At 67.0% G+C, this 26,567-nt stretch carries 29 protein-coding genes and 1 pseudogene; 14 read left to right on the top strand and 16 right to left on the bottom strand.

The annotated features are described in order from the left end of the window. Nucleotides 1-54 precede the first annotated feature (54 nt). From xseA to ACFQB0_RS02460, 5 genes are all read left to right on the top strand, one after another. A complete protein-coding gene (xseA, locus tag ACFQB0_RS02480; protein ID WP_386727167.1) occupies nucleotides 55-1,290 on the top strand; it encodes an exodeoxyribonuclease VII large subunit in 1,236 nt (411 codons plus the stop codon). Nucleotides 1,291-1,356: 66 nt separating this feature from the next. Further along, on the top strand, nucleotides 1,357-1,584 hold the full coding sequence (locus ACFQB0_RS02475) for an exodeoxyribonuclease VII small subunit (RefSeq protein WP_386727165.1): 228 nt from the start codon (nucleotides 1,357-1,359) through the stop codon (nucleotides 1,582-1,584). After that, the gene (locus ACFQB0_RS02470) at nucleotides 1,581-2,240 is read left to right on the top strand and encodes a DUF4245 domain-containing protein (RefSeq protein WP_386727162.1); all 660 of its coding nucleotides are present in this window, start codon (nucleotides 1,581-1,583) and stop codon (nucleotides 2,238-2,240) included. Before ACFQB0_RS02475 ends, ACFQB0_RS02470 begins: the two co-directional genes overlap by 4 nt. A gap of 53 nt (nucleotides 2,241-2,293) precedes the next feature. Further along, the gene (locus tag ACFQB0_RS02465; RefSeq protein WP_386729601.1) at nucleotides 2,294-2,896 is read left to right on the top strand and encodes a carbonic anhydrase; all 603 of its coding nucleotides are present in this window, start codon (nucleotides 2,294-2,296) and stop codon (nucleotides 2,894-2,896) included. A gap of 37 nt (nucleotides 2,897-2,933) precedes the next feature. Beyond that, the gene (locus ACFQB0_RS02460) at nucleotides 2,934-4,343 is read left to right on the top strand and encodes a class II fumarate hydratase (protein WP_386727159.1); all 1,410 of its coding nucleotides are present in this window, start codon (nucleotides 2,934-2,936) and stop codon (nucleotides 4,341-4,343) included. Nucleotides 4,344-4,427: 84 nt separating this feature from the next. On the opposite strand, the gene ACFQB0_RS02455 is transcribed toward ACFQB0_RS02460, so the two are convergent. The 3 genes from ACFQB0_RS02455 to ACFQB0_RS02445 all read right to left on the bottom strand — a co-directional run bounded on the left by ACFQB0_RS02455 (nucleotide 4,428) and on the right by ACFQB0_RS02445 (nucleotide 7,926). Next, nucleotides 4,428-5,762, bottom strand: coding sequence for a PhoH family protein (locus ACFQB0_RS02455; RefSeq protein ID WP_386729598.1), 1,335 nt, complete (start codon nucleotides 5,760-5,762; stop codon nucleotides 4,428-4,430). Nucleotides 5,763-5,981: 219 nt separating this feature from the next. After that, the gene (locus ACFQB0_RS02450) at nucleotides 5,982-7,130 is read right to left on the bottom strand and encodes an aminotransferase class V-fold PLP-dependent enzyme (RefSeq protein WP_386727157.1); all 1,149 of its coding nucleotides are present in this window, start codon (nucleotides 7,128-7,130) and stop codon (nucleotides 5,982-5,984) included. A gap of 10 nt (nucleotides 7,131-7,140) precedes the next feature. Then, nucleotides 7,141-7,926 carry an isoprenyl transferase gene (locus ACFQB0_RS02445; protein WP_386727154.1) on the bottom strand — a complete coding sequence of 262 codons (786 nt, stop codon included), beginning with the start codon at nucleotides 7,924-7,926 and terminating at the stop codon, nucleotides 7,141-7,143. A 190-nt stretch (nucleotides 7,927-8,116) separates the two neighbouring features. On the opposite strand from ACFQB0_RS02445, the gene trhA reads away from it, so the two are divergent. Continuing rightward, nucleotides 8,117-8,803 carry a PAQR family membrane homeostasis protein TrhA gene (gene trhA / locus ACFQB0_RS02440; protein WP_386729595.1) on the top strand — a complete coding sequence of 229 codons (687 nt, stop codon included), beginning with the start codon at nucleotides 8,117-8,119 and terminating at the stop codon, nucleotides 8,801-8,803. Here trhA and ACFQB0_RS02435 read toward each other — a convergent pair. Then, nucleotides 8,800-9,096, bottom strand: coding sequence for a hypothetical protein (locus ACFQB0_RS02435; protein ID WP_386727152.1), 297 nt, complete (start codon nucleotides 9,094-9,096; stop codon nucleotides 8,800-8,802). The genes trhA and ACFQB0_RS02435 overlap by 4 nt on opposite strands. Nucleotides 9,097-9,175: 79 nt before the next feature. On the opposite strand from ACFQB0_RS02435, the gene ACFQB0_RS02430 reads away from it, so the two are divergent. Further along, complete coding sequence (locus ACFQB0_RS02430; RefSeq protein ID WP_386727149.1) at nucleotides 9,176-9,571, top strand: DUF4307 domain-containing protein; 396 nt, start codon at nucleotides 9,176-9,178, stop codon at nucleotides 9,569-9,571. 72 nt (nucleotides 9,572-9,643) lie between these two features. Beyond that, a complete protein-coding gene (greA, locus tag ACFQB0_RS02425; RefSeq protein WP_386727148.1) occupies nucleotides 9,644-10,135 on the top strand; it encodes a transcription elongation factor GreA in 492 nt (163 codons plus the stop codon). Nucleotides 10,136-10,283: 148 nt separating this feature from the next. On the opposite strand, the gene ACFQB0_RS02420 is transcribed toward greA, so the two are convergent. From ACFQB0_RS02420 to ACFQB0_RS02390, 7 genes are all read right to left on the bottom strand, one after another. Further along, nucleotides 10,284-11,126, bottom strand: a complete 843-nt coding sequence (locus ACFQB0_RS02420; protein ID WP_386727145.1) for a GNAT family N-acetyltransferase — start codon at nucleotides 11,124-11,126, stop codon at nucleotides 10,284-10,286. A gap of 1 nt (nucleotide 11,127) precedes the next feature. After that, complete coding sequence (ilvA, locus tag ACFQB0_RS02415; protein WP_386727142.1) at nucleotides 11,128-12,387, bottom strand: threonine ammonia-lyase; 1,260 nt, start codon at nucleotides 12,385-12,387, stop codon at nucleotides 11,128-11,130. Continuing rightward, the gene (locus ACFQB0_RS02410; protein ID WP_386727140.1) at nucleotides 12,380-13,630 is read right to left on the bottom strand and encodes an AI-2E family transporter; all 1,251 of its coding nucleotides are present in this window, start codon (nucleotides 13,628-13,630) and stop codon (nucleotides 12,380-12,382) included. The genes ilvA and ACFQB0_RS02410 overlap by 8 nt, the downstream gene beginning before the upstream one ends. Nucleotides 13,631-13,693: 63 nt before the next feature. Beyond that, a complete protein-coding gene (locus ACFQB0_RS02405; RefSeq protein ID WP_386727135.1) occupies nucleotides 13,694-14,809 on the bottom strand; it encodes an ABC transporter ATP-binding protein in 1,116 nt (371 codons plus the stop codon). Continuing rightward, the gene (locus ACFQB0_RS02400; protein ID WP_386727132.1) at nucleotides 14,806-15,624 is read right to left on the bottom strand and encodes an ABC transporter permease; all 819 of its coding nucleotides are present in this window, start codon (nucleotides 15,622-15,624) and stop codon (nucleotides 14,806-14,808) included. Before ACFQB0_RS02400 ends, ACFQB0_RS02405 begins: the two co-directional genes overlap by 4 nt. Further along, nucleotides 15,621-16,532 (bottom strand): ABC transporter permease, encoded by a 912-nt coding sequence (locus ACFQB0_RS02395; protein ID WP_386727130.1) that lies wholly within the window; start codon nucleotides 16,530-16,532, stop codon nucleotides 15,621-15,623. The genes ACFQB0_RS02400 and ACFQB0_RS02395 overlap by 4 nt, the downstream gene beginning before the upstream one ends. 12 nt (nucleotides 16,533-16,544) lie before the next feature. Then, the gene (locus tag ACFQB0_RS02390) at nucleotides 16,545-17,669 is read right to left on the bottom strand and encodes an ABC transporter substrate-binding protein (protein WP_386727128.1); all 1,125 of its coding nucleotides are present in this window, start codon (nucleotides 17,667-17,669) and stop codon (nucleotides 16,545-16,547) included. A 173-nt stretch (nucleotides 17,670-17,842) separates the two neighbouring features. On the opposite strand from ACFQB0_RS02390, the gene ACFQB0_RS02385 reads away from it, so the two are divergent. The 3 genes and pseudogenes from ACFQB0_RS02385 to ACFQB0_RS02375 all read left to right on the top strand — a co-directional run. Then, nucleotides 17,843-19,042: a winged helix-turn-helix domain-containing protein gene (locus ACFQB0_RS02385; protein ID WP_386727126.1), complete on the top strand. Its 1,200-nt coding sequence runs from the start codon at nucleotides 17,843-17,845 to the stop codon at nucleotides 19,040-19,042. A gap of 440 nt (nucleotides 19,043-19,482) precedes the next feature. Continuing rightward, nucleotides 19,483-19,788 (top strand): CBU_0592 family membrane protein, encoded by a 306-nt coding sequence (locus tag ACFQB0_RS02380; RefSeq protein ID WP_386727124.1) that lies wholly within the window; start codon nucleotides 19,483-19,485, stop codon nucleotides 19,786-19,788. Further along, a pseudogene (locus tag ACFQB0_RS02375) lies at nucleotides 19,785-19,949 on the top strand (helix-turn-helix domain-containing protein); the annotation flags it as partial. The gene ACFQB0_RS02380 and the pseudogene ACFQB0_RS02375, both read left to right, overlap by 4 nt. Nucleotides 19,950-20,017: 68 nt before the next feature. Here ACFQB0_RS02375 and ACFQB0_RS02370 read toward each other — a convergent pair. Together ACFQB0_RS02370 and ACFQB0_RS02365 are read right to left on the bottom strand one after the other, a co-directional pair. Further along, nucleotides 20,018-20,896 carry a M48 family metallopeptidase gene (locus ACFQB0_RS02370; RefSeq protein ID WP_386727122.1) on the bottom strand — a complete coding sequence of 293 codons (879 nt, stop codon included), beginning with the start codon at nucleotides 20,894-20,896 and terminating at the stop codon, nucleotides 20,018-20,020. 18 nt (nucleotides 20,897-20,914) lie between these two features. Beyond that, nucleotides 20,915-21,481 carry a LemA family protein gene (locus tag ACFQB0_RS02365; protein ID WP_386727120.1) on the bottom strand — a complete coding sequence of 189 codons (567 nt, stop codon included), beginning with the start codon at nucleotides 21,479-21,481 and terminating at the stop codon, nucleotides 20,915-20,917. A gap of 190 nt (nucleotides 21,482-21,671) precedes the next feature. On the opposite strand from ACFQB0_RS02365, the gene ACFQB0_RS02360 reads away from it, so the two are divergent. Genes ACFQB0_RS02360 through ACFQB0_RS02350 form a run of 3 tightly spaced genes read left to right on the top strand, consistent with a single transcriptional unit; the run spans nucleotide 21,672 to nucleotide 23,852 of the window. Then, nucleotides 21,672-22,382 carry a TetR/AcrR family transcriptional regulator gene (locus ACFQB0_RS02360; RefSeq protein ID WP_386727117.1) on the top strand — a complete coding sequence of 237 codons (711 nt, stop codon included), beginning with the start codon at nucleotides 21,672-21,674 and terminating at the stop codon, nucleotides 22,380-22,382. Further along, the gene (locus ACFQB0_RS02355) at nucleotides 22,375-23,121 is read left to right on the top strand and encodes an ABC transporter ATP-binding protein (protein WP_449280266.1); all 747 of its coding nucleotides are present in this window, start codon (nucleotides 22,375-22,377) and stop codon (nucleotides 23,119-23,121) included. The genes ACFQB0_RS02360 and ACFQB0_RS02355 overlap by 8 nt, the downstream gene beginning before the upstream one ends. Beyond that, nucleotides 23,118-23,852, top strand: coding sequence for an ABC transporter permease (locus tag ACFQB0_RS02350; protein ID WP_386727112.1), 735 nt, complete (start codon nucleotides 23,118-23,120; stop codon nucleotides 23,850-23,852). The genes ACFQB0_RS02355 and ACFQB0_RS02350 overlap by 4 nt, the downstream gene beginning before the upstream one ends. A gap of 40 nt (nucleotides 23,853-23,892) precedes the next feature. Here ACFQB0_RS02350 and ACFQB0_RS02345 read toward each other — a convergent pair whose 3' ends face one another. The 3 genes from ACFQB0_RS02345 to ACFQB0_RS02335 all read right to left on the bottom strand — a co-directional run bounded on the left by ACFQB0_RS02345 (nucleotide 23,893) and on the right by ACFQB0_RS02335 (nucleotide 26,494). Continuing rightward, the gene (locus ACFQB0_RS02345; RefSeq protein ID WP_386727109.1) at nucleotides 23,893-24,645 is read right to left on the bottom strand and encodes a hypothetical protein; all 753 of its coding nucleotides are present in this window, start codon (nucleotides 24,643-24,645) and stop codon (nucleotides 23,893-23,895) included. Nucleotides 24,646-24,917: 272 nt separating this feature from the next. Then, nucleotides 24,918-26,231 carry a D-arabinono-1,4-lactone oxidase gene (locus ACFQB0_RS02340; protein WP_386727106.1) on the bottom strand — a complete coding sequence of 438 codons (1,314 nt, stop codon included), beginning with the start codon at nucleotides 26,229-26,231 and terminating at the stop codon, nucleotides 24,918-24,920. Then, nucleotides 26,228-26,494 (bottom strand): hypothetical protein, encoded by a 267-nt coding sequence (locus ACFQB0_RS02335; protein ID WP_386727103.1) that lies wholly within the window; start codon nucleotides 26,492-26,494, stop codon nucleotides 26,228-26,230. Before ACFQB0_RS02335 ends, ACFQB0_RS02340 begins: the two co-directional genes overlap by 4 nt. Nucleotides 26,495-26,567 lie beyond the last annotated feature (73 nt).

The raw sequence follows: 26,567 nt of genomic DNA, 5'->3' as shown, positions 1-26,567 counted from the left end.
AAGTCTAGGCGCGTCTCGCCGGACCGTCGGCGAGTATTGGGGGCGCGGGAAGACATGGAGGATCAACGAGTGACGGACGCACCGCCCACCATGGAGGAACCATGGCCGGTCGCCGTGCTCTCGCAGAAGATCCGGGGCTACATCGAGCGACTCGGAACGGCGTGGGTCGAGGGTGAGCTCACCCAGTGGGGCGTCTCGGGCGGGAACGTCTACGGCAAGCTGAAGGATCTCGGCGAGGACGCGACCGTGAGCTTCACCGTCTGGTCGTCGGTGCGCGCCAGGCTGGACGGGGACTTCGCGCAGGGCGATCGCGTCATCGCCCTCGTCAAGCCGAACTGGTGGGTCAAGGGCGGAACCCTCACCATGCAGGTGTTCGAGTTGCGTCATGTGGGCCTCGGCGATCTGCTCGAGCGCTTGGAGCGGCTGCGCAGACAACTCGCGAGCGAGGGGCTCTTCGACCCTTCGCGCAAGAAGCGGCTCCCCTTCCTGCCCCGTCGCGTCGGACTCATCACCGGCAAGGACTCCGACGCCGAGAAAGATGTCCTGCGCAATGCGCAACTGCGTTGGCCCGCCGTCGACTTCCGTATCGTCCACGCCGCGGTTCAGGGTGAGCGCACGGTCGCCGAGGTGACGGCGGCCATCGAGAGGCTCGACGCCGACCCGGAGGTCGACGTCATCGTCATCGCGCGTGGCGGCGGCGACTTCCAGAACCTGCTCGGCTTCAGCGATGAACGACTCGTGCGCGCGGCGGCCTCGGCATCGACACCGATCGTGAGCGCGATCGGGCACGAGGCCGACCGGCCGCTTCTCGACGAGGTCGCCGACTTGCGCGCCTCCACCCCGACGGACGCCGCCAAGCGCGTGGTGCCGGACGTCGCCGAGGAGCTCAGCCGGGTGCAGCAGGCCCGCGCCAGGATCGGCACGCGGCTGACCGGAATCCTCTCGGCAGAGATCGACCGCATCGGCCAACTGCGCAGCCGCCCGGTGCTGGCGACGACGCGGTGGATCCTCGACTCGCGGGCCGAGGAGCTCACCCGCTTCGTCGCACGCGGAGCGGAACTCGTCGACCGCGCGCTGGAGCGCGCGACGACCACGACCGCGGAGTTGCGCGGACACCTACGCGCCCTCTCACCGCAGGCGACACTCGACCGCGGCTACGCGATCGCCCAACTGCCCGACGGCCGCGTGCTGCGCGATCCCATCGATGCGCCGTCAGGAACGGGACTCCTGCTCACACTCGCCTCGGGAACCGTGCACGCCACCTCCGACGGCTCGGCGCCGGAAGCCTGAGCCTCACCGGGAGCCGAGCCGATCACGACCCCGACGACCAGTGCTCCCTCAACTAGAATCGAGAGCATGCCCGTGAACGACGACATCGCCGAGTTGAGCTACGAGGAAGCGCGCGACGAGCTCATCCGCATCGTGGCCGAGCTCGAGCAGGGTTCGTCGACGCTCGAGCAGTCCCTGACGCTGTGGGAGCGCGGCGAATCCCTCGCGCGGCGCTGCGAGGAGTGGCTCATCGGAGCGAAGGCCCGGCTCGACGCGGCGCGCGCCGGCGTCGAGCCTGCGGCATCCGGCGAATGAGAAAGGCCAGACCTCCGCGCGTCGTCGCCGAGCTCGGCCGGCCGGAGACCACGGATGAGACGGCCGCACGCAAGGCGGAGAACTCGCGCAAGCACCGCGCCAGACAGACCATCAACAACCTCGCACTGTCGCTTCTGGCCACGCTCGCCCTCGTCGCCGTGATCGTGCTTCTCGTGCCGCGCAGCGACAAGCCGCTCGACCGCGCCGTCGACTACGCAACCGTTGCCGTCGAGGCGCAACGGAGCACCCGCGGCGTCCTCGCGAACCCGGCTCTCCCAGAGGGCTGGCGCTCGAACGCGGCCGAGCTCCGCACGGGTTCCGCCGACAAGATCCAGGCCTGGTACATCGGCTTCCTGACCCCGCAGGACCAGTTCATCGGCATGACACAGGCCTTCGACGCCAATCCGAGTTGGCTCGCGGCACAGCTCGAGAACACGCTCGCGACCGGCACCACGACCGTCGGCGGCATCCGCTGGACGATCTATGACAACCGCGACTCGCCGGACGATCTCGGCAATGTGCGGTACGCCATGACCTCGGAGGCCGGCAGCAGCACCTATGCTCTCGCGGGCACCGCCGACCCTGCGGAGTTCTCGGCGCTCGCCGAGGCGATCGCCCCGGACATTCGGGAGAGCGGCAAAGGAGGCACGCAGTGAACGACGACGACACGCTGACGCACGCGCGCACACCGGCGGGAACCTGGCTGGAGATGCGCCGTGGCAACGAACGCTTCGTGAGCGGTGAGCCCGCGCATCCTCGACAGGATGTCGACCACCGCACCGACGTGGCACACCGGCAGAACCCGATCGCGGCGCTCTTCGGGTGCAGCGACTCACGCCTCGCGGCCGAGATCATCTTCGACCTCGGGCTCGGCGACCTCTTCGTGGTGCGCAATGCGGGCCAGGTCATCTCCGACTCCGTCGTCGGCTCGCTCGAGTATGCCGTCGCGGTGCTCGGGGTTCCGCTCATCCTCGTGCTCGGGCACGACGAGTGCGGCGCGGTGAGCGCGGCGATCGAATCGCAGACGGCCGACGCCCCGCCGCTCGCCGCTCACATCGACGCCCTCATCCAGAAGATCGTGCCCGCCGTGCGCCGGGTTGCCGGCGGCGACCCGGACGCCCCGATCAAGCTCGGCAACGTCGACGCCGCCTTCGTCGGCCGTGAGCACCTGCGCGACACCGTCGCGGAGCTGCTGGAGCGCTCGGAGATGATCAGCGACTCGATCGCAGCCGGTACATTGGCTATCGTCGGCGCGAACTACCGTCTTCTCGAGGGGCGCGCCGAGACCGACATCGTCGTCGGCACGATCTAGCGCGGTGCCGCGCAGACAAGCAAGTGAAAGGGACATCGTGAGCAACACCGCAGAGGCCAGATACCGGATCGAGCACGACACGATGGGTGAGGTGCGGGTTCCCGCGGACGCGCTCTACCGCGCGCAGACGCAACGCGCCGTCGAGAACTTTCCCATCTCGGGTTCCGGGCTGGAGTCCGCGCAGATCGCCGCACTCGCACGCATCAAGAAGTCCGCGGCGCTCGCCAACGCCCAGCTCGGCGTGCTCGACGTCGGCATCGCCCAGGCGATCGCCGCCGCCGCCGACGACGTGATCTCCGGTCGCTACGACGACGAGTTCCCGATCGACGTCTACCAGACCGGTTCTGGAACCTCCTCGAACATGAACATGAACGAGGTGCTCGCGACCCTCGCCGGCGACCGTCTGGGCAGCCCAGTGCACCCCAACGACCACGTGAATGCCTCTCAGTCGTCGAACGACGTCTTCCCGACATCCGTGCACATCGCCGTCACGAGTGCCCTGATCGACGACCTCATTCCGGCTCTCGACCATCTCTCGGTCGCTCTCGAGGCCAAGGCGGGGCTGTGGGCCGGCGTCGTCAAGGCAGGACGCACCCACCTCATGGACGCAACCCCGGTGACGCTCGGTCAGGAGTTCGGCGGCTACGCCCGTCAGATCCGTCTCGGCATCGAGCGCGTGCAGTCGGCACTCCCCCGGGTAGCGGAGGTTCCCCTCGGCGGCACCGCCGTCGGAACCGGCATCAATACCCCGGCGGGCTTCCCGCAACTCGTCATCCGGCTGCTGCGGGAGGAGACAGAGCTCCCCATCACCGAGGCGAAAGACCACTTCGAGGCCCAGGCGAACCGCGACAGCCTCGTCGAGGCCTCCGGGGCCCTGCGCACCATCGCTGTGAGCCTCACCAAGATCTGCAACGACCTGCGCTGGATGGGCTCCGGCCCGAACACCGGTCTCGGCGAGCTGCACATCCCCGATCTCCAGCCGGGTTCGTCGATCATGCCAGGCAAGGTCAATCCGGTGATCCCTGAGGCCGTGCTCATGGTCTGCTCGCGCGTCGTCGGCAACGACGCCGCGATCGCCTGGGGCGGCGCGTCCGGCTCCTTCGAGCTCAATGTGCAGATCCCGCTCATGGGCACCGCGCTCCTCGAGTCGATCCGCCTGCTCTCGAACGCGTCGCGAGTCCTCGCCGACAAAACCGTCGACGGACTGCAGGCGAACATCGAGCGCGCGACCGCCCTCGCCGGGATGTCACCGTCGATCGTCACCCCGCTCAACAGGGTGATCGGTTACGAGGCCGCGGCGAAGATCGCCAAGCACTCGGTGGCCAGGGGCATCACCGTGCGCGAGGCCGTCGTCGATCTGGGCTACGTGGAACGCGGTGAGGTGACCGAAGCGCAACTCGACACAGCGCTCGATCTGTTGTCGATGACGAGGCCTCCACAGGGGTAGAGCAACGCCCGGTACGTGCATGAACGGGGCTGCCCAGTGAACGGCCCCAGGCCGCCATTCCGTGCCAGGCCGCCATTCCGTGTGTCAGGCGAGCTCGTTGCCCTCCAGCATCTCGGTGACGAGCGCGGCGATCGCGGAACGCTCCGATCGCGTCAGCGTGATGTGCCCGAACAGCGGATGCCCTTTGAGCGTCTCGATCACCGAGGCGACGCCGTCGTGGCGGCCGACGCGCAAGTTGTCGCGCTGGGCCACGTCGTGCGTGAGCACGACCCTCGAGTTCTGACCGACACGGCTGAGCACGGTGAGCAGCACATTGCGTTCGAGCGACTGAGCCTCGTCGACGATCACGAAGGCGTCGTGGAGGCTGCGTCCGCGGATATGCGTCAGCGGGAGCACCTCGAGGATGCCGCGCTCGGTGATCTCCTCGAGCACATTGTCGGAGACGAGCGCGCCAAGGGTGTCGAAAACCGCCTGACCCCAGGGATTCATCTTCTCGCCCTGGTCACCCGGGAGATAGCCGAGTTCCTGGCCTCCGACCGCGTAGAGCGGCCGGAACACCATGATCTTGCGGTGCTGCTGGCGTTCGAGCACGGCCTCGAGCCCTGCGCAGAGCGCGAGCGCGGACTTTCCCGTTCCTGCCCGACCTCCCAGCGAGAGGATGCCGATCTCGGTGTCGAGCAGCATGTCGATCGCAAGACGCTGCTCTGCCGATCGCCCGTGCAGTCCGAAGACGTCACGGTCCCCGCGCACGAGCTTGAACTCGCCCTTCGCGGTGACCCGGCCGAGAGCGCTTCCGCGGTCGGAGTGAACGACGAGACCCGTGTTGACCGGGAGGTCGGCGACGGCGCGCGTCGACATGTGCTCGTCCTCATAGAGCTTGCTCATGTCGTTGGAGCCGAGGTCGAGCTCTGCCATCCCGGTCCAGCCGGAGTCGACGGCGAGCTCCGCACGGTACTCCTCGGCCGCGAGGCCGATCGACGATGCCTTGACGCGCAACGGCAGGTCCTTCGACACAACGGTGACATCGAGTCCATCATTGGCCAGGTTGAGGGCGACGGCGAGGATGCGGGAATCGTTGTCGCCGAGCTGGAGCCCGCTCGGCAGCACCGACATGTTCGAGTGGTTGAGCTCGACACGCAGCGAGCCACCGTCGCCGACCGGGATCGGGAAGTCGAGCCGTTCGTGCTGCACACGCAACTCGTCGAGGTTGCGCAGCGCCTGACGGGCGAAGTATCCGATCTCAGGGTCGTTGCGCTTCGATTCGAGCTCGGTGATCACGACCACCGGGAGGACGACGGCATGTTCCGCAAACCGGAACATGGACTTCGGGTCAGACAACAAGACCGAGGTATCCAGCACATAGGTACGCTCGGTCTGTCTGATCTTCTCACTCGTCTGATCCGAATCCCTCTCCCCGATCCGGCTGCCGGTCTGACGAACTGGTCTCTGGGTTTCCAGTGAGGTCACAACCACTCCCACCCCGAGCAGAATCTGCTCGGATCCTGTCAGCGAGCCGGCCAAAACGGTATCGAGTCGAACGTGCGTGGCCGCCTCGGTCAGGCGCTGTGCCTGATGATGACGACGCTACGACTCCGCGCCGGCATCCGCGGTTCCGACACGCCCGTTGTCATCAGACGTTCATATGCCGAGCGCTCGCGCCCCATAGCTCGCCGCGGTCGAGTACGAGGTGAAGGCCGCGCGCAGCATTTCGGCCGTATCGTCGGCGAACGCGGCGTGCACGCTGAGCCGCACCGTTCCGAGCCGGGATGTCGTTGTGACCCCGTGGTTGAAGAGTGATGCCCGAAGCAGGGTCAATTGCTCGACCGGAGGTTCCAGCACGACCAGCCCCGCGCGCTCGCGCTCGTCGCGCGACGACGAGACGGGGATCGCGAACTCATCGGCGAGATCGATCACCCGGCTGACATTGCCTGCGATGGCCGTCTGGATCGTGGACACCCCGACAGACGTGATCTCCTCGAGTGCAGCGGCGAACCGTGCTTCTGCGATGGCGTCGGGGGTGCTCACCCGGAAGGCCCGCGCGCCGTGACTCGGCGGCGGAGTCGGCACCTCGTCCCAGATCTCCGCGTCGTCGGTGCCCGTGAAGCCGCTGAACACGGGCGTGAGGTTGTCGATGGCGCGCTCGCTGAGCGCCATGAACGCGGTGCCCCAGCCTGCACGGCACCACTTCTGCCCGCCGGAGACGACGACGTCGGCGAGCGCGAGGGGCGCATCGACGACACCGAAGCCCTGGATGGCATCGACGACGAGCAGCCGGTCGCCGATGACCTGGCGGATGCCCTCGAGATCGGTGAGGTACCCTGTGCGCGAATCGACGAGGCTCACGGCGACGGCGACGATCCCCGAACCGAGCTGCTCCTTGACCCGCCCGGGGGTGACCCGTCCATGATCGGTCCCGAGCCAGGCCGGTTGCACGACGTGCAGCGCCTCCTGGGCACGGGATACCGCGATCGGGAGGCTCGGGAACTCCCCGGCCGAGAGCAGTACGCCCCCGGTGAGGCCGAACATCGCATGCATGAGCCCCGTGCTCGTATTGGGCTGGAACACGATCTGCTCGGCGGGAAAACCGGTTGCGGTCGCGATCGCATCGCGCACCCGGCGGTCCTGTTCCGAGAGGCTGTCCATGCTGCCGAAGCGGGCGCGCGTGAGCACCTCGCCGAAGACCTTGGACTCGCCGACGACCGCGGCCGAGAGCGGACCAACGCGTCCGTAGTCGAGATATCCGGGTTCGTCGAGGAATCCGGCCGTGAACTCGTCGATCGTCGTCATGGCATCCTTCCTAACCCCCGAAGCGCCGGTTGCGGCGAGCGTAGTCACGCAGCGCGCGCAAGAAGTCGACCTGCCGCAGGTCAGGGCCGAGCGCCTCGACGAAGTAGAACTCGCTGTGCGCGCTCTGCCACAGCATGAAGTCGCTCAGACGCTGCTCGCCCGAGGTCCGGATGACGAGATCCGGATCCGGCTGACCGCCTGTATAGAGGTGCTCGCCGATGAGATCCGGGGTAAGCCGCTCGGCGAGATCCTCGAGGCTGCGGCCCTCGGCGTGGTGGTCGGCGACAATGCTGCGCATGGCATCGGTGATCTCCTTGCGGCCCCCATAGCCGACAGCCAGGTTGACGTGCAACCCCGACTGGCCGGCCGTGCGCGCCTCGGCTGCATCGAGTACCGCGACGAGGGGTGCCGGAAGTCCGGTTCGCGACCCGACGTGCTGCACCCGCCAGTCCCGGTAATGGGAGAGATCCTCGGCGAGTTCCGCGATGATCTCGATGAGGGCCGAGAGCTCCTCGCTCGAGCGGTTGCCCAGGTTGTCGCTCGAGAGCAGGTAGAGCGTCACGACGCGGATGCCCAGGTCGTCGCACCATTCGAGGAACTCGCGCATCTTCGCGGCACCGGCACGGTGCCCGTGTGCAGCCGTGTCGAAGCCGAGCTGTTTGGCCCAGCGGCGGTTGCCGTCGATGATCATCGCCACGTGGTGAGGCATGGTCTCGGGCGAGAGGCCGCGGCGCAGGCGAGTCTGGTAGAGGCCATAGAGGATGCCTCGTCCCAACGGCTGCTCGCGCTTCTGCACAGCATTACGCTAGTGCACTATTACGGCGCAGACTCACAGCTCAGCCGGGGAATCGCTACCGTATCCTGTCAGCATGACAGTGCGCGGGACCCGAGACTCCAAAGACCTCGGGGAACTCCCGAACGGGTCGATCGAGACGCTCGGCACAGCAGATGCCGCCGTCGCGCTCGGTGAGCAGCACGCGCCCGAGGTGCCGAACATCCCCTTCCTCGACGCCTCGCGAGCGAATCTCTCCGTGCTCAAGCCGAGCTGGCGCGGCTGGATCCACGCGGGCACGTTCCCGCTCACGATCGCAGCGGGGATCGTGCTCGTCACGCTCGCGCACGGCGCGCCGGCCAAGTGGGCCTCGGTCGTGTTCATGCTCACCTCGATGCTGCTGTTCGGCAACTCGGCCCTGTATCACCGCTTCGACTGGAAGCCGCGCACCAAGGTCGTCCTCAAGAGGATCGACCACGCCAACATCTTCCTGCTCATCGCAGGCACGTACACGCCGCTCGCGCTCCTCGCGCTCCCGCCCGCTAAGGGCCTGCTGCTGCTCTGCGCCGTCTGGGCGGGGGCGCTGCTCGGAATCGGCTTCCGCGTGTTCTGGATCTCGGCGCCGCGTTGGCTCTACGTGCCGCTCTACCTGCTGCTCGGATGGGCGGCCGTCATGTACATGGGCGATCTCCTCGTGGCGAACGTCGCGATGATGGTGCTGGTAGCGGTCGGAGGTGTCCTCTACACCATCGGCGCCGTCGTCTACGGTTTCAAGAAGCCGAACCCGTGGCCGAGCGCCTTCGGCTTCCACGAGATCTTCCACGCCTGCACAGTGCTCGCGTTCATGTGCCACTGGACGGCTACGCTGCTCATCGCACTGGCCCCCGCCTACAATGCCTAGCGCTTCTCGACTCCACCGCCCGACGCGGCCGAAGTTCCCCTCTCGGCCTCGTTCTTCGCGGCGAGCTCTGCCCTCGCGGCGAGCTCTGCCTGCAGCTTCTCGTGGATCTCGGCCTTATAGTTGGTGCGGCGGACGCGGCGGACCATGTCCATGACGAGCAGCACGACGACCGCGGCGATGGTGAAGGTGATCACGAAGCCCCACACACCGGGTGTGACCGTGTTCGGGTCGAACTCGTCCTTCGTCGCGGCGAACACCGCGCGCATCAGGAGATCGGTGCTGGTCGTCTCCACGTGCGGAACTCCTCAGGATTGCCGGATAGCCTTGTATTTCAAGACTAAACCTTTCGAAGCAGTGCTGGAGTCGGTGTCAATGACGGATGAGCTCGATGCCCGTTACGGACGCACCCGTACCCGCAGCAGACGTGATCGACTGATCCTGGTCGCGCTGGCTGGCACGTTCGTCGTCGTGTTCGGCGCGTGGGTGATCTGGGCGGGGCAGGACGGCGCCAAACCCGTTCTCGAGGCACGCGACACGAGCCACAGGGTCCTCGACGACCGCACGGTGAGCGTCACCTTCGAGGTGTCGATGCCTGCCGGCGAGAACGCCAGCTGCGCCGTCCAGGCGCTCAACGAGCAATTCGTGATCGTGGGCTGGAGGATCGTGGCGATCCCGGCATCCGAGCAATACACCCGGTCGTTCACCGAAGTGCTGCGCACGACTCAGCCGAGCAACACAGGTTTGATTTACCGCTGCTGGCTGACCTAGTATTGTTCATTCGCCCTGACTGTCCTGTCAGGGCGTCGACTTTATCTGCGGCAATCGTTTCAAGGAGAACTGATGACTCAGGAAGCTACGGTCACCTGGCTGACCCAGGAGGCCTTTGATCGCCTCGCCGCCGAGCTCGACTACCTCGAGACCCTCGGCCGCTCCGAGATCGCGGGCAAGATCGAGGCGGCTCGTGAAGAGGGCGACCTCAAGGAAAACGGCGGCTACCACGCCGCGAAAGACGAGCAGGGCAAGCAGGAGGCCCGCATCCGTCAACTCAAGCATTTGCTCAAGACCGCTGAGGTGGGCGCCGCCCCGGAGAGCCATGGCGTCGTCGAGCCAGGAACGGTCATCACCGCGGTGATCGCGGGCGAGGAGACTGTGTTCCTCATCGGCAATCGCGAGATCGCGGGCGACAGCGACCTTGACGTCTACAGCGAGCAGAGTCCGCTCGGCGCCGCCATCCTCGGCCTCAAGGTCGGCGAGAAGACGAACTATACCGCGCCGAACGGCAAGGAGATCGCCGTGCACGTGACCAAGGTCGAGACGTGGGCCGGCCAGTAGCCGGGGCGTGACCGGGCAATCCCGCCCCGTGAACCTCGACCCTGCGGTCGCAGGACGGGAGGACTTCGCGCGGTCGGGAGGCCTCTCCGCGCAGAAACGGCCTCCGTTCTGAGCGAAGGCCTTCGGTCCGGGGCTCCGAGGGCTTCGTTCAACCGACCGCCTGCATGAGCGGCGAAAACCACCGGCTGCGGTCGCCAGGGAACGACGCTGCGTTCTTCACCATGAGCGTCGACGAGTGGAGCGGCGCAACACCGTGCTCGCTCGCCCAGGCGCGCAGACGCGGATGCCTCCCGTCGAGGTCCAGACGCACGGGGCCACCGGCACCGGCGGCGAGATCGTTGATGAGCGCTTTCGCGTCGTCCTCCGATTCGGCGACGATAGGCCCGATCTGGGTGTTGTCGATGTTGGACCAGCGCGCGGCGAAGCCCGTGGTCTCGCCATCTCGTTCGACCACCCGGATCTCGTCCGCGTAGCCGAAGAGCCGTTCGATCAAGCTCGCGCGCCGTGCGCCGACGACTGCGGCGTCCAACTCCACGAGACTCGGCACCTCGCCGACGCCGACGACTCGAGTCACGGTATCGGTCGCCGCCGACTCAACGGCTGCCCCGAAGACGCCGACGTGCGTGTGGGTCATGCCGACCGTGACGAAGCCGAGCTTGCTGTAGAGCGGCTGGCCGAACTCGGTCGCGTTGAGGATGAAGACGGCGTCGGCATCGGCCGCGATGGCGTGCTCCATGAGCGCTCGGCCGAGACCTCGCCCCGCATGGCTCTTGGCCACGAGGACCATGCCGATGGCGGCGACACCCTCGAAACGGGTGACGGCCGTCGTTCCGACGAGCGAGTCGTGCTCGTCCCTCGTCCCGTAAACCGTTCCGAGTTCGAAGAGCAGCCGCCACTTGTGGGCTTCGGGGCGCCAGTCCCGGTCGACGGCGATGGCAAGGCAGTCGTCGAGGTCGTCGATGGTCAGCGCGTGGATCTTCGGGGGCGTCACCTTAGCTCCGACGTCGATCGAGCTTCGGCTCGTACCCGGCTTCGCGGAGGGCGGCGATCACCTGGGCGACGTGTTCGGAACCACGGGTCTCGACCGTGATATCGAGCTCGACCTCGCTGATCTGCAGATCGGGGCCGTGCTGCGTGTGGAGCACCTCGATCACATTGGCGTTGACCTCCGCGAGGATCTCGGCAACCCGGGCGAGCTGGCCGGGGCGGTCCTGCAGCATGACGCGCATTGTCAGGAACCGATCGGATGCCGCCAGGCCGTGGCTGATGACGCGCTGCAGCAGCAGCGGGTCGATGTTGCCGCCGCTGAGCAACGCGACGGTCGGGCCGGTCGCACGGATCTTGCCTGCCAGGATCGCGGCGACCGAGACGGCACCGGCCGGCTCGACCACGAGCTTCGCCCGTTCAAGCAGCACGAGCAGCGCGCGAGCCGCATCGTCCTCGCTCACGGTGACGATCTCGTCGACGGCGTCGCGGATTATCCGGTAGTTGAGCTCGCCCGGCCGGTACACCGCGATGCCGTCCGCGATCGTCGGGCGCACCGGGATGTTCACGGGAGCGCCGGCGTCGAGCGAGGCCAGATACGAGGCGGCGTTCTCGGCCTGCACCCCGATGACGCGGATGTTGCGGCCGGAACGGGCCGAATGCTGCTTGAGCGCACTCGCCACCCCCGAGACGAGTCCTCCGCCGCCGATCGGCACGATCACCGTGTCGAGGTCGGGAACCTGCTCCAGCAGCTCGAGCCCGATCGTTCCCTGACCGGCCACGACGTCGGGATGGTCGAACGGGGGGATGAGGATGGCCCCGGTACGCTCGGCGAACTCCGCGGCGGCCTGGAGGGTCTCGCCGATCACGTCACCGCTCAGCATGACATCGGCGCCGTAGTCGCGGGTGGCCTCGAGCTTCGGCAACGGCACGTTCGTCGGCATGAAGATCGTCGCCGCGATGCCCAGTTCGCGGGCTCCGAACGCGACGCCCTGGGCGTGATTGCCGGCGGACGCCGCGACCACTCCCCTGGCCTTCTCCTCGTCGCTCAACCGCGAGAGCCGGTGATAGGCACCGCGGATCTTGTATGACCCTGTGCGCTGCAGATTCTCGCACTTGAGCATCACAGGAAAACCGAGCTTGCCGGAGAGGAAGTGCGAGGTCTCGATCGGGGTGATCTGGGCTACGGCGGCGACGATTCCCCTGGCCGCCTCGATATCGGCCAGGGAGGGCCCGGCGAGGTGGGTGGGCGACTTGAGTTCAGGCATCCGTTGCTGTCTCCGTGCTGTTCTGGGGACCATTCGAGGTGCGGTAGCCCGGACGTCGCTGCGGCACCGTCTGCCAGAGCGGCGAGGTCACCGCTGGCGAGTGCGAGGGCGGATCGCTCTTCCACGCCCCGCTCGAGACGTATCGGATCATCACGTTGAGAACCGCGGCGACGGGAACCGCGAACAGCGCCCCGGGGATGCCTGCGAGGAGGGAGCCGGCCGCGACGACCAGCACGACGGCGAGCGGGTGCACCTTGACAGCCGTGCCCATGATGAGCGGCTGCAGCACATGCCCTTCGATCTGCTGCACGAGCAGCACGACGCCGAGCATGAGCAGCGCGATGACCCAGTTGTTGTAGATGAGAGCGATGAAGACGGCGACGGCACCCGTCGCGACGGCACCGACGATGGGAATGAAGGAGCCGAGGAAGACGAGCACGGCGATCGGGATCGCGAGTGGAACCCCGAGGATGAACGCGCCGAGGCCGATACCGACCGCGTCGATCGATGCGACGAGGATCTGGACCTTCACGAAATTGCCGAGCGTCGCCCAGCCGGCGATCCCCGCCCCGTCGATGGCAGCACGGGCGCGCTTCGGGAAGATGCGAACGATCCAGCCCCAGATGCCCTTGCCGTCGATGAGGATGAAGAGCGTGCTGAAAAGCGTGAGCAGGAGCCCGGCGAGGAAGTGCCCCAGCGAGGAGCCGAAGGAGAGGGCGCCGCTGATGAAGACCCTGCTGTCTTGCTGAATGGCCGAGAACGCCTGCTGCAGATAACCGTTGAGCTGTCCCTCGGTGAGGTGCAGCGGCGAGTCGAGCAGGGCTTTCTTGAGGTTCTCGTAGGAGCGGATGGCCTGCGCGCTGAGGTCGTCGAAGCCGCTCGTGACCTGTGTGACGACGAGCACGATCAGGCCGGCGACGATCGCGAGCGTCCCAACCATGGCGAGCACAACCGCAAGCCACTTCGGCCACCTATGCCGTTGAAGGAATGCGACGAGAGGCACGAGCAGCGCGCTCACGAGCACCGCGACGAGAAGCGGTATGACGATGAGTCGGAGCTGGATCACGAGGAAGACGACGACGGCGATGGCGGCGCCGAGCACAAGCAGGCGCCACGACCACTCGCCGGCGAGTCTTACTCCGCGCGGAATGCTCTCCTCGATCGTCGGCAACTCATCGTCACGTCTGCCCGCTCGTGCCTGGAAGAGGCCACTCCACCGCGTCTTGCCCGTCGAATCCGTCACGGCTTCAGTCTATGACCGGGTTGCTTCCGTATTCGGCATACGTCCCGGATCCCGAGTGGAAGCTCAGCGCGCGGTGTCCACCGAGACCGGCCGATCGCCGAAGGCCAGATGCACGCTCTCGCCCGGTTCGGGATGCAGCTGAACGGAGTGCTGCACGATGAGCACTGCGCCGTCCTCGAGCCGCACGCTCGTGCGACGGATCGAGCCGAGGAAGCTCGACGCTACGACCGTCGCCGGGATGCCGGTCGGTGCCAGCTCGATGTCCTCCGGCCGCAGGAAGATCCACGCCTCGCCGTCGGTCGCGCTCGAATCCGCGAGCGGCAGCCTCCGTCCGTGCACCTCGGCCGACCCATCGCGCAGGATCCCGCGCAGGCGATTGCTGAGCCCGACGAACTCGGCGACGAACCCGCTCGCGGGGCGTGTGTAGAGCTCCTCCGGCGTGCCGATCTGCTCGATACGACCGGCCTTCATCACGGCGACCCGATCCGAGACGGCGAGTGCCTCTTCCTGATCGTGGGTGACGAACACCGTCGTGATACCCAGCCGCAACTGGATGCGCCGGATCTCCTCACGGAGTTGCTCCCGCACCTTGGCGTCGAGCGCCGACAGCGGCTCGTCCAGCAATAGCACCCGCGGCTCGGTCACGAGAGCCCGGGCGAGTGCGACGCGTTGCTGCTGGCCACCGGAGAGCTGATGCGGGAAGCGGCCGGAGAAGTCGGCCAGGCCCACGAGATCGAGTGCGGCCTCCGCACGTTCGATAGCATGTCTCGCCGGAATCTTGCGCATCGCGAGGCCGAACATCGTGTTCTTCAGCACGGTGAGGTGCGGAAAGAGCGAGTAAGCCTGGAAGACCATGCCGATGTCTCGCTTGTTCGTGGGGATCGTCGAGACGTCGGCGCCGTTGATGAGCACCGCGCCGACGTTCGCCTCCTCGAGTCCGGCGAGCACCCGCAGCGCCGTCGTCTTTCCGCAACCCGAGGGGCCGAGCAAGGAGACGAACTCCCCAGGCCCGATGACCAGGTCGAGGCCGTGCAGCACACGCTGGGTTCCGTAGTCCTTGACGATCCCGTCGAAGACGACGGTCGCGCCCTGTCGGCGGGTGGCGACGAGCGGGTTGTCCATCGTCTGGATTCCGGAGGACTCCTCGCGCGCGATTCCTGTCATCGATGGGCTGGTCATGAACGTGCCTTTCTGCGGCGCTGAGTGGGGGCGGCGGCCGCCCCGGCCCGGCCGATCACCGACAGCAGCACGAACACGAAAGCGAGGGCGAGCAGCGAGAGGATCACCGAGACGTACGGATCTTGCTTGTTCACGACGAACAGGGCGGTTTGGAGGTTCTGCCGGTTGAGGAGCGAGGCGATCGTGAACTCGCCGAGGACGACGGCGACCGAGAGCAGCGAAGCGGCGAGCAGTCCCGTGCGCAGATTCGGGGCGAGCACGCGCAGCAGCACCGCACCCCATCCGGCGCCGAGGGAACGAGCCGCCTCGGCGAGGGTCTTCACCTCGATCGCGTCGAGGTTGGCCTGGATCGCCCGATAGGCATACGGCAGCACGGTCACCCCGTAGGCGAAGGCGAGCGACCACACCCCTGTTCCGAGGCTCCGGCCGATGACGAGATAGACGGGCGCGAGCCCGACGACGAGCACGATCGCGGGGATCGAGATCGGCAGCAGACAGAGAAACTCGAACGGGCGGCGCAGGCGGGGGAAACGCAGTGCGATGAGGATCATCGTCGGCGCAAGCAGAAGCAGCACGATCCCGACGGTCGCGACGGCGAGTACGAGCGAGTTGCCGAGTCCGGCCCAGATCGGCGCATACCTGGAGGCGTTCGCCGGGTCGAACAACGCGCCCCAGTGCGCGAGCGAGTGCCCTCCGGCCCCGTCGCGAAGGGTGAACTCGATCATCGAGACGATCGGGATCGCGAAGACGAGGCCGACGACGGATACGATGAGGACCTTGCCGGTCATGCCCGGCGCGAGGCTCGTCCTGCTCATCGCTGCCACCGTGCCGCCCGCCGCTGCACGATGGAGTAGGCCCACATCACGACGGCCATCACGACGATCATGCCGAGCGCGAGGGCTCCGGCGAGGTTCTCTCGCCCCAGCACGGTCTCACTCGTGAGCGCGGCGCGGATCTGCAGCGGCACGATCTGCGAGCCCTGGCTCGCGAGGGCGGCGGCTGTCGCATAGGAGGAGAAGGCGTTGGCGAACAACAGCAGGAAACTCGCCAGGAAGGCCGGAGCCAGCACGGGCATCCCGACCCGGCGCCAGAAGGCTCCGCGTGTTCCGCCGAGAGTGAGGGTGGCCTCCACCCACTGCGGTCGCAACGCGGTCATGGCGGGCATGAAGGTTATCACCATGAGCGGAACCTGGAAGTAGACGTACGGCAGGATCAATCCGGGCAGGCCGTAGATCCAGGCGCCTTCGGCGAAGATGTCGATGCCCCATTGGTCCCGCAGCCAGACGGTGACGAGTCCTTGCAGGCCGATCGTCGCGATGAAGGCGAAGGCGAGCATGACCCCGCCGAACTGCGCGAGCACGCCGCTGAGGGCCTCGACCGTCGCCCGCGCGACGCCTCCAGGACGGAAGCCGAGCATCGCGTAGCTGAGCAGGGCGCCGAGAACGGCCCCGACGGCCGCTGTGAGCAGCGAGAGCCAGATCGAGTTCAAGAACGTCTCGATGACGAGGGGGTCGGCGAGAGCCGCGATGTTGGCGAGGGTGAAGCCGCCATCGCGATCGAACAGTCCGCTGGCCACGGCGAGCAACGTCGGCACGGCGAGGAACAGGAGCAGATAGACGGCGAAGGGAACGAGTCCCAGCGCGTCGATACGAGGGAGGCGGCGCTGCCGGGACGGACCGATTCGGTCCGTCCCGGCAGGCCGGGTCGCGATGGTGGAGCTCATGGACGATCGGCGTCAGTTGACGGCCGAGACCCACTTCTCGCCGAGGAGCGTTCCCGCTACGGTGCTCTGGTCCTCAGTCGGCACGACGGTGTCGCTCGGTGCCGGTGGAAGAGCCTGGAAGAGCTTCTCGTCGATGGTTCCCGCCGCCGCCATGGCCTCGGCGCGTACAGGGCGGGCACCACCGGCGAGCCAGAGGTTCTGCGCCTCGTCGCTGTAGAGGAACTCCTGCCAGAGACGTGCCGCCGCCGGATGTGGGGCGTCTTTGTTGACGGCCTGGTTGTAGTAGCCGGCGTATCCGGTGCCGGGAAGGATGGTGACCTTCCAGTTCGCGTTGCCCGTCTGATGAGAGGCGTTCAGGTAGTCCCAGTCGAAGACGACGGGGGTCTCGCCGGAGGCGACGGTCGCTGTGGTGACGTCGACCTTGAGCAGGTTTCCTGCGGCGTTGAGCTTATGAAAGAAGTCGATGCCGGGCTGGAAGTCGTCGAGCTTTCCGCCGCTCTGCACCGTGGCGAGGCCGACGGCGGCGAACGCGGCACCCGCCTGGGTCGGGTCGCCGTTGATGGCGACGGCGCCTTTGTACCGCGCGCCGAGCAGGTCGTCGAGGGTCTTCGGCGCCTCGAACTTCGAGGAGTCGTAGCCGACCGACATGTAGCCGCCGTAGTCGCCGACGAAGAGGCCCGTCGACTCCTTCAGCGCATCAGGGATGTCGTCCCAGGTCTGCACCTGGTACGGGGCGAACTGGTCGGTGTTCTGCAGGGCGACGGTCAGGCCGACGTCGAACACATCCGGAGCGGTGTCGAGTCCGGCATTGGTCTTCGCCGCCTGGATCTCCTCAGCACTCGAGGAGTCCGGCGACTGCTCGGTGATCGCGATCTCGGGATACTTCTCGGCGAAGAGGTCCAGCACCTTGCCGTAGTTCGCCCAGTCGCGCGGCAGCGCAATGACGTTGAGCGCGCCTTCGGCCTTCGCGGCCGCTTCGAGGGCCGCGCGGTCGCCAAAATCGGCCAGGCTGGTCGCCGTCGCGGCATCCGCACCATCGCCTGTGGCAGCGGTGGACGCAGCCGAGCAACCAGTGAGCGTGAGGGCGAGAGCCGCAGAGGCGGCGAGTCCCGCCACCAGTGTGCGCTTCGTGAACACTTTTCCTCCGTTGAGACCCGGGAACGGCCGCCCTGCTGTGATCGGGACGTTCGAAACCGTTGCGGGCCTCTGCGAGGTTAGGCGGAGGAGTCAGCCGCAGAACGGCACCGCGGTAAATCGGGGGTGAACGTCGGGTGTCGGCACTGTCGGATGCCGGCGGTATCGTCGAGGCGATGGTCCAGTCACTCTCGCCCGAGCTCGCCCGCCGCATCGCTCTCGCCGCACAGGGCTTCGGCCGTGCGCAGTCGACCGCCCCGGGCACCCGGCAGCTCAACCAGCTCATCGCCAGGCTCGGACTGCTACAGATCGACTCTGTCAACGTGTTCGAGCGCTCGCACTACCTGCCCGTCTTCGCCCGCCTCGGAGCCTACGACAAGGCGGCGCTCGACAAACTCGCCTTCGCCGCGAGGGGCCGCTACATCGAGTATTGGGCGCATGAAGCGGCCATCATCCCCGTCGAGACCTGGCCGATGCTCCGTTGGCGCATGGAGGCCTATCGGCAGCGCGCGGCCGACGACCTCACGGCCTGGTCGCATGCCAACCGGCACATGATCGATTGGCTCAAAGCCGAACTCGCCGAGAAAGGACCGTTGCCGGCGAGCGCGATCGAGCACGACGCGAACAAGCGCACAGGGCCGTGGTGGGGCTGGTCCGATGTCAAGACCGGGCTGGAGGTGCTGTTCCGCTGGGGCGAGCTCGTCTCGGCCGGGCGCCGCCGCTTCGAACGCACCTACGCCCTGCCCGAGCAGATCCTCCCCGACGAGATCCTCGGGCGTAGCGTTTCCCGCGCCGAGGCGCACAGGCACCTGGTCGAGCACTCCGCGAGGGCGCATGGCATCGGAACGAACAGCGACCTCGCCGACTATTTCCGGCTCAGGAACGACGAGACCAAGGTCGCGACGCGCGAACTCGCCGAGGAGGGCATCCTGGTGCCCGTGAGCGTCGGCGGCTGGAAGCAGCAGGCCTGGCTGCACCGGGACGCGCGGATGCCACGGCGCCTCGAGAACGCCGCCCTGTTGTCGCCTTTCGATCCGGTGGTCTGGGAACGCAGCCGGGCGCTCCGTCTCTTCGACTTCCATTACCGGATCGAGATCTACACTCCCGCCGAGAAGAGGGTCTTCGGCTACTACTCGCTCCCGGTGCTGGTCGACGACAGGCTCGTCGGGCGGATCGACTTGAAGAGCGACCGGCAGGCTGGCATCCTACGGGTGCAGTCGGCGTGGCGCGAGAAGCATGCGCCGGACGGGATCGCGGAGCGCATCGCCCCACTCGTACGTGCCGCAGCCGATTGGCAAGGCCTCGACGGCGTCGTCGTCGTCGAAAGGGGCGATCTCTCCGCCGCGCTGGCCATCGCCCTTGAGGGTGCGGCCTAGATGCAGTTCCTCGATACGTTGCGAACAGGCTCGGCCGGCGACTGGCCCAGAGGCGACCGCCGGAGCGCATCGATGGTCGTGACGACGCTCATCGATATCCGGTCAGCGGAGTGGTGTGCTGCGATGCGGCGACATCCGAGGTCGCCTATCTCGAGAATGGCGACGGAGTACTCGGTGCATTCGTGGTCGAACGCCGACCCGAAGGGCGGCGTGAGTCGTGCTGAGGTCGTCTCTCGGAACGCGGCGACGGTGACTGTGACTGTTCGATCGCTCAGCTCAGCAAGCTCGGACAGCTCTCGGCGTGCTGTTCGCAGTTCGATGATGTCCGCGCGCTCGCATAGGCGCACGCCTGCGACCGTCAGCCGCACTCGCCCAGAGGTCGAATGATCCAGCGAAGCTCAACTGAATGAGAGTCTGAACCATACAGACCCCAAGGAGCAATGAACCATACAGACCCCAAGGAGCAAGCAGTGGACCTCATCATCGGAGTCGTCGGGTGGACCGGCACGATCCTCCTCCTCAGCGCATACGCACTACTGACCGCGCGCAAACTCAGCGCAACGGGGGCGATCTATCAGACCATGAACCTCATCGGAGGACTCGCCCTCATGGTGAACACGGCCTACTACTCTGCCTGGCCATCCGCCGTCCTCAACCTCGTCTGGTTCGGCATCGGTTTGGTCGGCCTCATCCGAAGCAAGCAGTCTGCGAAGCCATGGCCCGTCGAAGACGTCATCGAACAGTGACGCACGCGAACACTCCTCTGACGCTCGAGGGACGGCGTCGACTCGCCGTCATGATCGTCGAGCGCGGCTGGACGATGAGGCGCGCAGCCGATCGCCTGCGGTGCTCAGCATCGACAGCATCCACGTGGGCGAGTCGCTATCGCGCCGGGCTGCACCTTGTACCCATCAACGTCGACGTCCCGACGGCTCGCATTCGCATCGTGCAGGGAGACCACGCCTAGACATCCGCTTAGAAGCTGCCACCCATGGTGCGCAGACGCTCGACACGCTCCGCGATCGGCGGGTGCGTGCTGAACATGCGGTTGATGAGGCCCGGCTTGAGCGGGTCTGCGATCCACAGGTGCGACATCGACGAATTCTGCCGCTGCATCGGCCGCCCGTAGTCTCCGAGCTTCTCGAGCGCCCGCGCGAGGGCTTCGGGGTGGCGCGTCGTCATGGCGCTCGTGGCATCCGCGAGGTACTCCCGCTGTCGCGACACGGCCATCTGCACCATGCCAGCGACGAGGGGAGCGACGAGCATCGCTACGAGGCCGAACACGAGCACGACCGGGTTGCCGTTGCTGTTGTTGTTGCGCCCGAAGAAGGCCATGCGCAGGAACATGTCGGCGATGAAGCCGACAGCGACGACGAGGCCGAACACGATCATCGAGACCCGGATGTCGTAGTTCTTGACGTGACCCATCTCATGCGCCATGACGCCCTCGAGCTCCGAGTCGTCCATGATCTCGAGCAGACCGGTCGTGGCCGCGACGACGGCGTGGTCGGGGTCCCGCCCCGTCGCGAACGCGTTCGGCGCGGGGTCGCTGATCACGTAGACCTTCGGCATCGGCATGCCGTTCGTGATGGCGAGGTTCTCGACCGTGCGCCAGAGACGCGGGTGATCGGCCTTGCTCTGCACCTGGATCGCGCCGCTCATCGCGAGCGCCTGCCGATCGGCCATGAAGTACTGGAACAGCGCGTAGGCGATCGACACCACGATGGTCGTGACGACGATCGTCGGGCTGTTGTAGACGTACCCCGCCAGCCATCCGAGCCCGCCGATGATCAGCAGAAAGAACAGGATGATGAAGACGGTGTTGCGCTTGTTCCTGGCTATCGCGCTATACATGGACCAACCAGGGCTGGACTAGAACTGCACGCGCGGCGGTTCCGCGATGGCCGCGGAATCCGCGACCTCGAAGAACTCGCGCTCGGAGAAGCCGAGCCTGCGCGCGAAGACGTTGTTCGGGAACACCTTGATCTTGGTGTTGAGCTCGCGAACGCCTCCGTTGTAGAAGCGGCGAGACGCCTGGATCTTGTCTTCGGTGTCGACGAGCTCTGCCTGCAGCTGCAGGAAGTTCTGACTGGCCTGAAGCTGCGGATACGCCTCGGCGACCGCGAAGATGCTCTTGAGCGCCTGTTGCATGTGATTCTCGGCCACGGATGCCTCTGCCGGGCTCTGCGCGGAGAGCGTCTCGGCGCGCGCCTGGGTGACGCTCTCGAAGACGCCCTTCTCGTGCGCGGCATAGCCCTTGACCGACTCGATCAGGTTCGGGATGAGGTCAGCGCGTCGCTTGAGCTGCACCGTGATGTCGCTCCACGCCTCATCCACTCGCACATTGAGCGTGACGAGGGAGTTGTAGGTCGCCCAGAGGTAGATGCCGACGATGACGACGAGGACGACGACAATGAGGATCGGGATGAGCCATTCCATGGCAGCAACTCCTTGTTCTGTGGCAAGCCATTCGGCGGGTGCGCTCTCATCCTAACGGCGAGTCTCCCCCTTCCCTCCTGCTTCCCATCAGACTCAAAGCGAGCGCGCGAGCGATGCACAGCGGGCTCCCCGGCTCATGGAGCTTCGCCCAGCCGACGCCACCGTCGGCCACTCGTCGTAGGCTCGCAGTGTGATCGAGTCCACTCCGCCGAGCGCGCAGGGTCGCGGCCCGGCGGAAGACCGGCCGCGGGGTCGTCCGCGCGGCCGCCCCCGCGCGAGCGCCGACGACACCCGTGCACTCATTCTCGACGCCGCCGAGCGGGAGTTCGCCGACCGCGGTTACGAGGCGGCCTCCCTCCGTGCCATCGCGCGACGAGCCGGCGTCGACCCGGCACTCGTCCACCACTACTTCAACGACAAGTCGGACCTCTTCGCCGAGATCGTCGCCGTCCCGATCCGTCCTGACAAGGCGGTGGCCCGGATCCTAGCCGGCCCGCGCGACGAGATCGGCACCAGTATCGTGCGCTTCCTGCTCGCCGAGTGGGAGTCGCCGGCCGTGCAGGCGCGTGGCACCGCCATCCTGCGATCGGCGATCGCGAGCACGCCTGCGACGAGGTATCTCAAGGAGTTCCTCACGCGCGAGATCCTGCGTCGCATCGCAGAGGGCATCGACGCGCCGGATGCCGAACTGCGCGCGAACCTCGCTGCGTCTCAGGTGGTCGGGCTGATCCTCACCCGCTACGTCATGCGGCTCGAACCGGTGGCGAGCGCCCCGATCGAAGATCTCGTGGCTCGCATCGGTCCGGTGCTGCAATGGCACCTCGTCGGTTTCAGCGGAGCTGCCCGCTCCCCTCTTGACGACGAGAACCTTCAGGCGAATAATTCATCACATGATGAATAGCACGATTCCGGCTATCGCGCTCGACGGGCTGCACGTGCGCCGCGGGCGCTCCCGCGTGCTCCACGGGCTCACCCTCAGCGTCCCACGAGGGGAGGTCGTCGGTCTCATGGGGCCGAGCGGATGCGGCAAGACGACCCTCATGCGAGCGGTCGTCGGCGTTCAGCTCGTCGAATCGGGCACGGTGACCGTGCTCGGACGGCCGGCAGGCAGTGCCGATCTCCGGCGCAGGGTGGGCTACGTGACACAAGACGCGAGCATCTACGACGACCTCACCGTCCGACAGAATCTCGACTACTTCCGAGCCGTGCTCGGCGCTCCGCGCACCGACGTCGACCGCGTGATCGAGGAGACCGATCTCGGCGACAACGCCAAGCAGCTCGCCGGCTCGCTCTCTGGCGGGGAGCGCAGCAGGGCCTCCCTCGCCGTCGCAATGCTCGGAACCCCGGAGCTGCTCGTGCTCGACGAGCCGACGGTCGGTCTCGACCCGGTGTTGCGTGTAGACCTCTGGCGGCTCTTCCACAACCTCACCGCTGCGGGAACGAGTCTTCTCGTCTCGAGTCACGTCATGGACGAGGCGACGCGCTGCGACCGTCTGCTGCTCATGAGGGAGGGTGAGATCCTCGCCGACGACACACCGGCCGGGATACTCTCCTCGACGGGGGCGAGCGACACCGAGAGCGCTTTCCTCGAACTCATCGGGCGGCATCCGCGCCATGCGGCGAAGGGCGGAGAACGATGAGCCCGCGCCGCACCCTCGCCACGACCGGCCGGGTTCTCACCCAGATCCGGCACGATCCGCGCACCATCGGTCTTCTCCTCGTCGTTCCGACCCTGCTCATCGGGCTCGTCGCCTGGATCTTCGTCGACACCGACACCTTTGCGCGGATCGGGCCGGCCATGCTCGCGCTGTTCCCGTTCACCATCATGTTCGTGGTGACGAGCATTGCGACCCTGCGCGAGCGTCGCACGGGGACTCTCGAGCGACTGCTCTCGATGCCGCTCGGCAAGGGAGATTTCATCCTCGGTTACACGCTCGCCTTCGGTCTGCTCGCAATCGTGCAGGCCTCGATCGCGGTCGGCTTCGCCATCTGGGTGTGCGGTCTCGACATCAAAGGCTCCGTGTGGCTGTTATTCGCCGTCGCGCTCATGGACGCCATCCTCGGAACGACCCTCGGCCTCTTCGCGAGCGCTTTCGCGCGCACCGAGTTCCAGGTGGTGCAGTTCCTGCCTGCGTTCGTGTTCCCCCAGATCCTGCTCGGCGGCATCTTCCTGCCGCGCGAGCATCTGCCCGACGTGTTGCAGACGATCGGCGACTGGCTACCGCTCTCGCACGCGATCGACGCGCTCGATGCCGTTGCCACGAACTCGGAGGATGCGGCATACGTGGGAGGCGAGCTTCTCATCATCGCGGCGTTCGCGATCGGCGCCGTCGTGCTCGGCTCCATAACACTGCGCCGCCGCACACCGTAGGGGTGGCGGCGGCGAGCGCTGCGAGGAAGGGCCGCCCTGGTCAGGGGCATCCCCAGTAGGTGACGCCGTCCCAGACGATCGGAACGAGCGTCGCGCCCGGGCAGGGACCGCAGTTGTCGTTGGCGGGAGGCGTGCCGTAGTCGACGGAGGCCGCGACAGGGGCGGGCGCCGCCTTGACGGCAGCCGGTTCACCAGACGAGGAACCGCCCGAGGACGATCGCGAAGACGAGCTCGACGGGGCGCTCCACGAGTCGGCACTCACGAAGGCAGCTCCTGGTTCGGCCGCCTGTGCCGCCGCGACCTCGGCCGCGAGGCGAGCGTCCTCGGCGCGCTGCCAGTCTGCGACCGAGTCGGTGACCGCCTTCTGCGCCGCACGCAGCGAGAACACCTGGGAGAGCAGGCTCGAACCGAGACCGGCCGAGTCCGCCTCGGCCGTGAGCGCGTCTATGCCCTGCCTCAGAGTGGCGAGCGACGCGTCCGTCGCCTTGCCGGCTCCGAGCGCGAGAGTGGCGGCGGCTCGCCCGAGTTCGGCTCTGGCGCCGTCGACCTCGACGGTGAGGCGAGTCTCTGCGATGTCGAGGCCGGATGCTCCGATCCCGACACGATTGCCCACCTCGAGTTGCGCGCTCGAGCGCGCGATCTCGAGCTGCGCGCTGCGTTCGCTCGCGTTGGCCGCGACCGCAACAGTCGTCCCCGTCACGACGACGAGGGCGGCGACGCCGATCCCCATGATTGCGTAACGACGTTTGTGCGCTTGCTGAGTGGTTCGGAATTCTCCGCGGTGCCACGTCATGACTTTTCCCGTCCCTTTGCGAAATCGACATATGTTCCGGGTAAGCGGATCGGGTTGGCACCAGAGTGACAGCCTCGGGGGGCGCTGTCAAACCTTTTCGCGGGGGACGAGTTGCTCGAGACCTCACATCGGGGGATAGAAGGACAATTCTGTCAACGCAACGGTAGTGCCGGTCAACGGGGATTTCTCGCTCCGTGCGCTGACACGTGCTGTCCCTCCCATTGGGGCGGAGGAGGCGCCGGAGACCAATACCCCCGACGACACCTAGCTGCTCAGTCGCCGAGGACCTGACGTAGGTAGGCGTTCGCGAAGCGGCGTTCCGGATCGAGTCGGTCGCGCACAGCGAGGAAGTCGTCGAAGTGCGGATAGCTCGCCCGCAGCGACTCCGCATCGCGGTCATGCATCTTGGCCCAATGCGGTCGCCCGTCGTGCGTCTTCATGACATCCTCGACGGCCCGGAAGTACTCACCTGGATCTTCACGGAAGAAGCGATGCACGGCGATGTAACCGGTCTGACGTCCGTTCGCCGTCGACATCCACAACTCGTCCGCTGCAGCGGACCGCACCTCGATCGGAAAGGAGATGCGCCAACCGCGTCTCTTGATGAGCGCCTGTACCGCGCGCACGGCGTCGGGAACTGCCGCGATCGGTAGCCCGTACTCCATCTCGCGAAATCGCACGGAACGGTTCGTGGTGAACACCGAGGTCGAGACATCGGTGAAGTCGCGATCACCCGTGATCGTCTCGGTGAGCCGGTTGAACGATGGGACGACGGCCGGCACCGCTCGCCCGACATTGCACATCATCCGGTAGAGGCCGTTGGCCAGGAGCTCGTCGTCGACCCAGCGCCTGACCGCTCCGATGGGCGCGCGGTGCGCATCCCCGGGAAGCCGGGTGCTGGTCTTGGTGAGGGCCGTCCCGGTGTGAGGAAACCAGTAGAACTCGAAGTGGTCCTCGGATGCCGTGCGCTCGAGGAACCCGTCGAGCACCGCTTCCACCGGTTCCGAGCGCTCGACGGCATGCAGCGCGAAGGCAGGCTCGAGCTGCACCGTCACATCGACGATGACGCCGAGGGCGCCAAGCCCGAGCCGAGCGGCCGGCAGGAGCTCGGCGTTCTCTGTCTCGGAGATGCGCAGGAGCTCACCGGTGCCCGTCACGAGAGTGAGCGCAGTGAGCTGGGTCGCGAGGCCTCCGAAGGAGCCTCCGGTGCCGTGGGTGCCCGTCGAGGTCGCGCCGGCGATGGTCTGCCGATCGATATCGCCCGGGTTCGTCATCGCCAGGCCAAAAGGGCGCAGCAGTGCCGGCAGCCGGTGCAGATGGGTGCCGGCTGCGATGGTGACTCGGCCGCGGGCCTCGTCGCTCGCGACGATGCCGCTGAGCGCCGAGAGGTCGAGCTGGACGCCCGGGGCGACCGCGATGCCGGTGAAGCTGTGACCGGAGCCGACGGCCTTGACCCGCAGCCCGGACTTCGCCGCCGCCGTCACGGAACGCTGAACCGCTGCGACGCTCGCTGGTCGCTCCACGCGCAGCGGGCGCACGGCCTCGGTGCGCCCCCAGTTGCGCCAGATCGCTCCGGTGGCGGTCACAGAGAAGCCCTTCCTTCGCCGCGATAGCTTGGCAGCATGCCGAGGAGGATGCAGACCCAGATGCTCTCGTGCTTCGACAGGGGCAGCACGATCACCCGGCGCACCCGCACGGACTTGCTCGCCACGCAGATGGGCGTTCCACCCGCCCGGCGCACCCTGTCGTGCACGGTGTGGCGGGAGTGCGGGGCACGGATCTCCTCACGCGTCGTCGACACATAGTGGGACAACTGACCCAGTGGTTGGATTTCCTCAGTATGCACCATCCCCCCTTTGAGTAGGGGGTTCATGATAGCGCCGATCGGGTCGGTGTACCCCGGCCCGTAGGCGTGGCCGAGG

The organism is Luethyella okanaganae, from assembly GCF_042660285.1.
Lineage (GTDB): Bacteria > Actinomycetota > Actinomycetes > Actinomycetales > Microbacteriaceae > Luethyella > Luethyella okanaganae.
Note: the sequence above shows the minus strand (reverse complement) of the source record. Positions and strands in the feature narration are given on the sequence as shown.

Coding starts and splice junctions, on each gene's coding strand:
- ACFQB0_RS02400 (WP_386727132.1), bottom strand. CDS start 15,624: ATGAGCAGGACGAGCCTCGCGCCGGGCATGACCGGCAAGGTCCTCATC.
- ACFQB0_RS02350 (WP_386727112.1), top strand. CDS start 23,118: ATGAGCCCGCGCCGCACCCTCGCCACGACCGGCCGGGTTCTCACCCAG.
- ACFQB0_RS02370 (WP_386727122.1), bottom strand. CDS start 20,896: ATGTATAGCGCGATAGCCAGGAACAAGCGCAACACCGTCTTCATCATC.
- xseA (WP_386727167.1), top strand. CDS start 55: ATGGAGGATCAACGAGTGACGGACGCACCGCCCACCATGGAGGAACCA.
- greA (WP_386727148.1), top strand. CDS start 9,644: ATGACTCAGGAAGCTACGGTCACCTGGCTGACCCAGGAGGCCTTTGAT.
- ACFQB0_RS02475 (WP_386727165.1), top strand. CDS start 1,357: ATGCCCGTGAACGACGACATCGCCGAGTTGAGCTACGAGGAAGCGCGC.
- ACFQB0_RS02380 (WP_386727124.1), top strand. CDS start 19,483: ATGAACCATACAGACCCCAAGGAGCAAGCAGTGGACCTCATCATCGGA.
- ACFQB0_RS02470 (WP_386727162.1), top strand. CDS start 1,581: ATGAGAAAGGCCAGACCTCCGCGCGTCGTCGCCGAGCTCGGCCGGCCG.
- ACFQB0_RS02430 (WP_386727149.1), top strand. CDS start 9,176: ATGACGGATGAGCTCGATGCCCGTTACGGACGCACCCGTACCCGCAGC.
- ACFQB0_RS02450 (WP_386727157.1), bottom strand. CDS start 7,130: ATGACGACGATCGACGAGTTCACGGCCGGATTCCTCGACGAACCCGGA.
- ilvA (WP_386727142.1), bottom strand. CDS start 12,387: ATGCCTGAACTCAAGTCGCCCACCCACCTCGCCGGGCCCTCCCTGGCC.
- ACFQB0_RS02335 (WP_386727103.1), bottom strand. CDS start 26,494: ATGGTGCATACTGAGGAAATCCAACCACTGGGTCAGTTGTCCCACTAT.
- ACFQB0_RS02465 (WP_386729601.1), top strand. CDS start 2,294: ATGCGCCGTGGCAACGAACGCTTCGTGAGCGGTGAGCCCGCGCATCCT.
- ACFQB0_RS02395 (WP_386727130.1), bottom strand. CDS start 16,532: ATGAGCTCCACCATCGCGACCCGGCCTGCCGGGACGGACCGAATCGGT.
- ACFQB0_RS02385 (WP_386727126.1), top strand. CDS start 17,843: ATGGTCCAGTCACTCTCGCCCGAGCTCGCCCGCCGCATCGCTCTCGCC.
- ACFQB0_RS02405 (WP_386727135.1), bottom strand. CDS start 14,809: ATGACCAGCCCATCGATGACAGGAATCGCGCGCGAGGAGTCCTCCGGA.
- ACFQB0_RS02365 (WP_386727120.1), bottom strand. CDS start 21,481: ATGGAATGGCTCATCCCGATCCTCATTGTCGTCGTCCTCGTCGTCATC.
- ACFQB0_RS02345 (WP_386727109.1), bottom strand. CDS start 24,645: ATGACGTGGCACCGCGGAGAATTCCGAACCACTCAGCAAGCGCACAAA.
- ACFQB0_RS02355 (WP_449280266.1), top strand. CDS start 22,375: ATGAATAGCACGATTCCGGCTATCGCGCTCGACGGGCTGCACGTGCGC.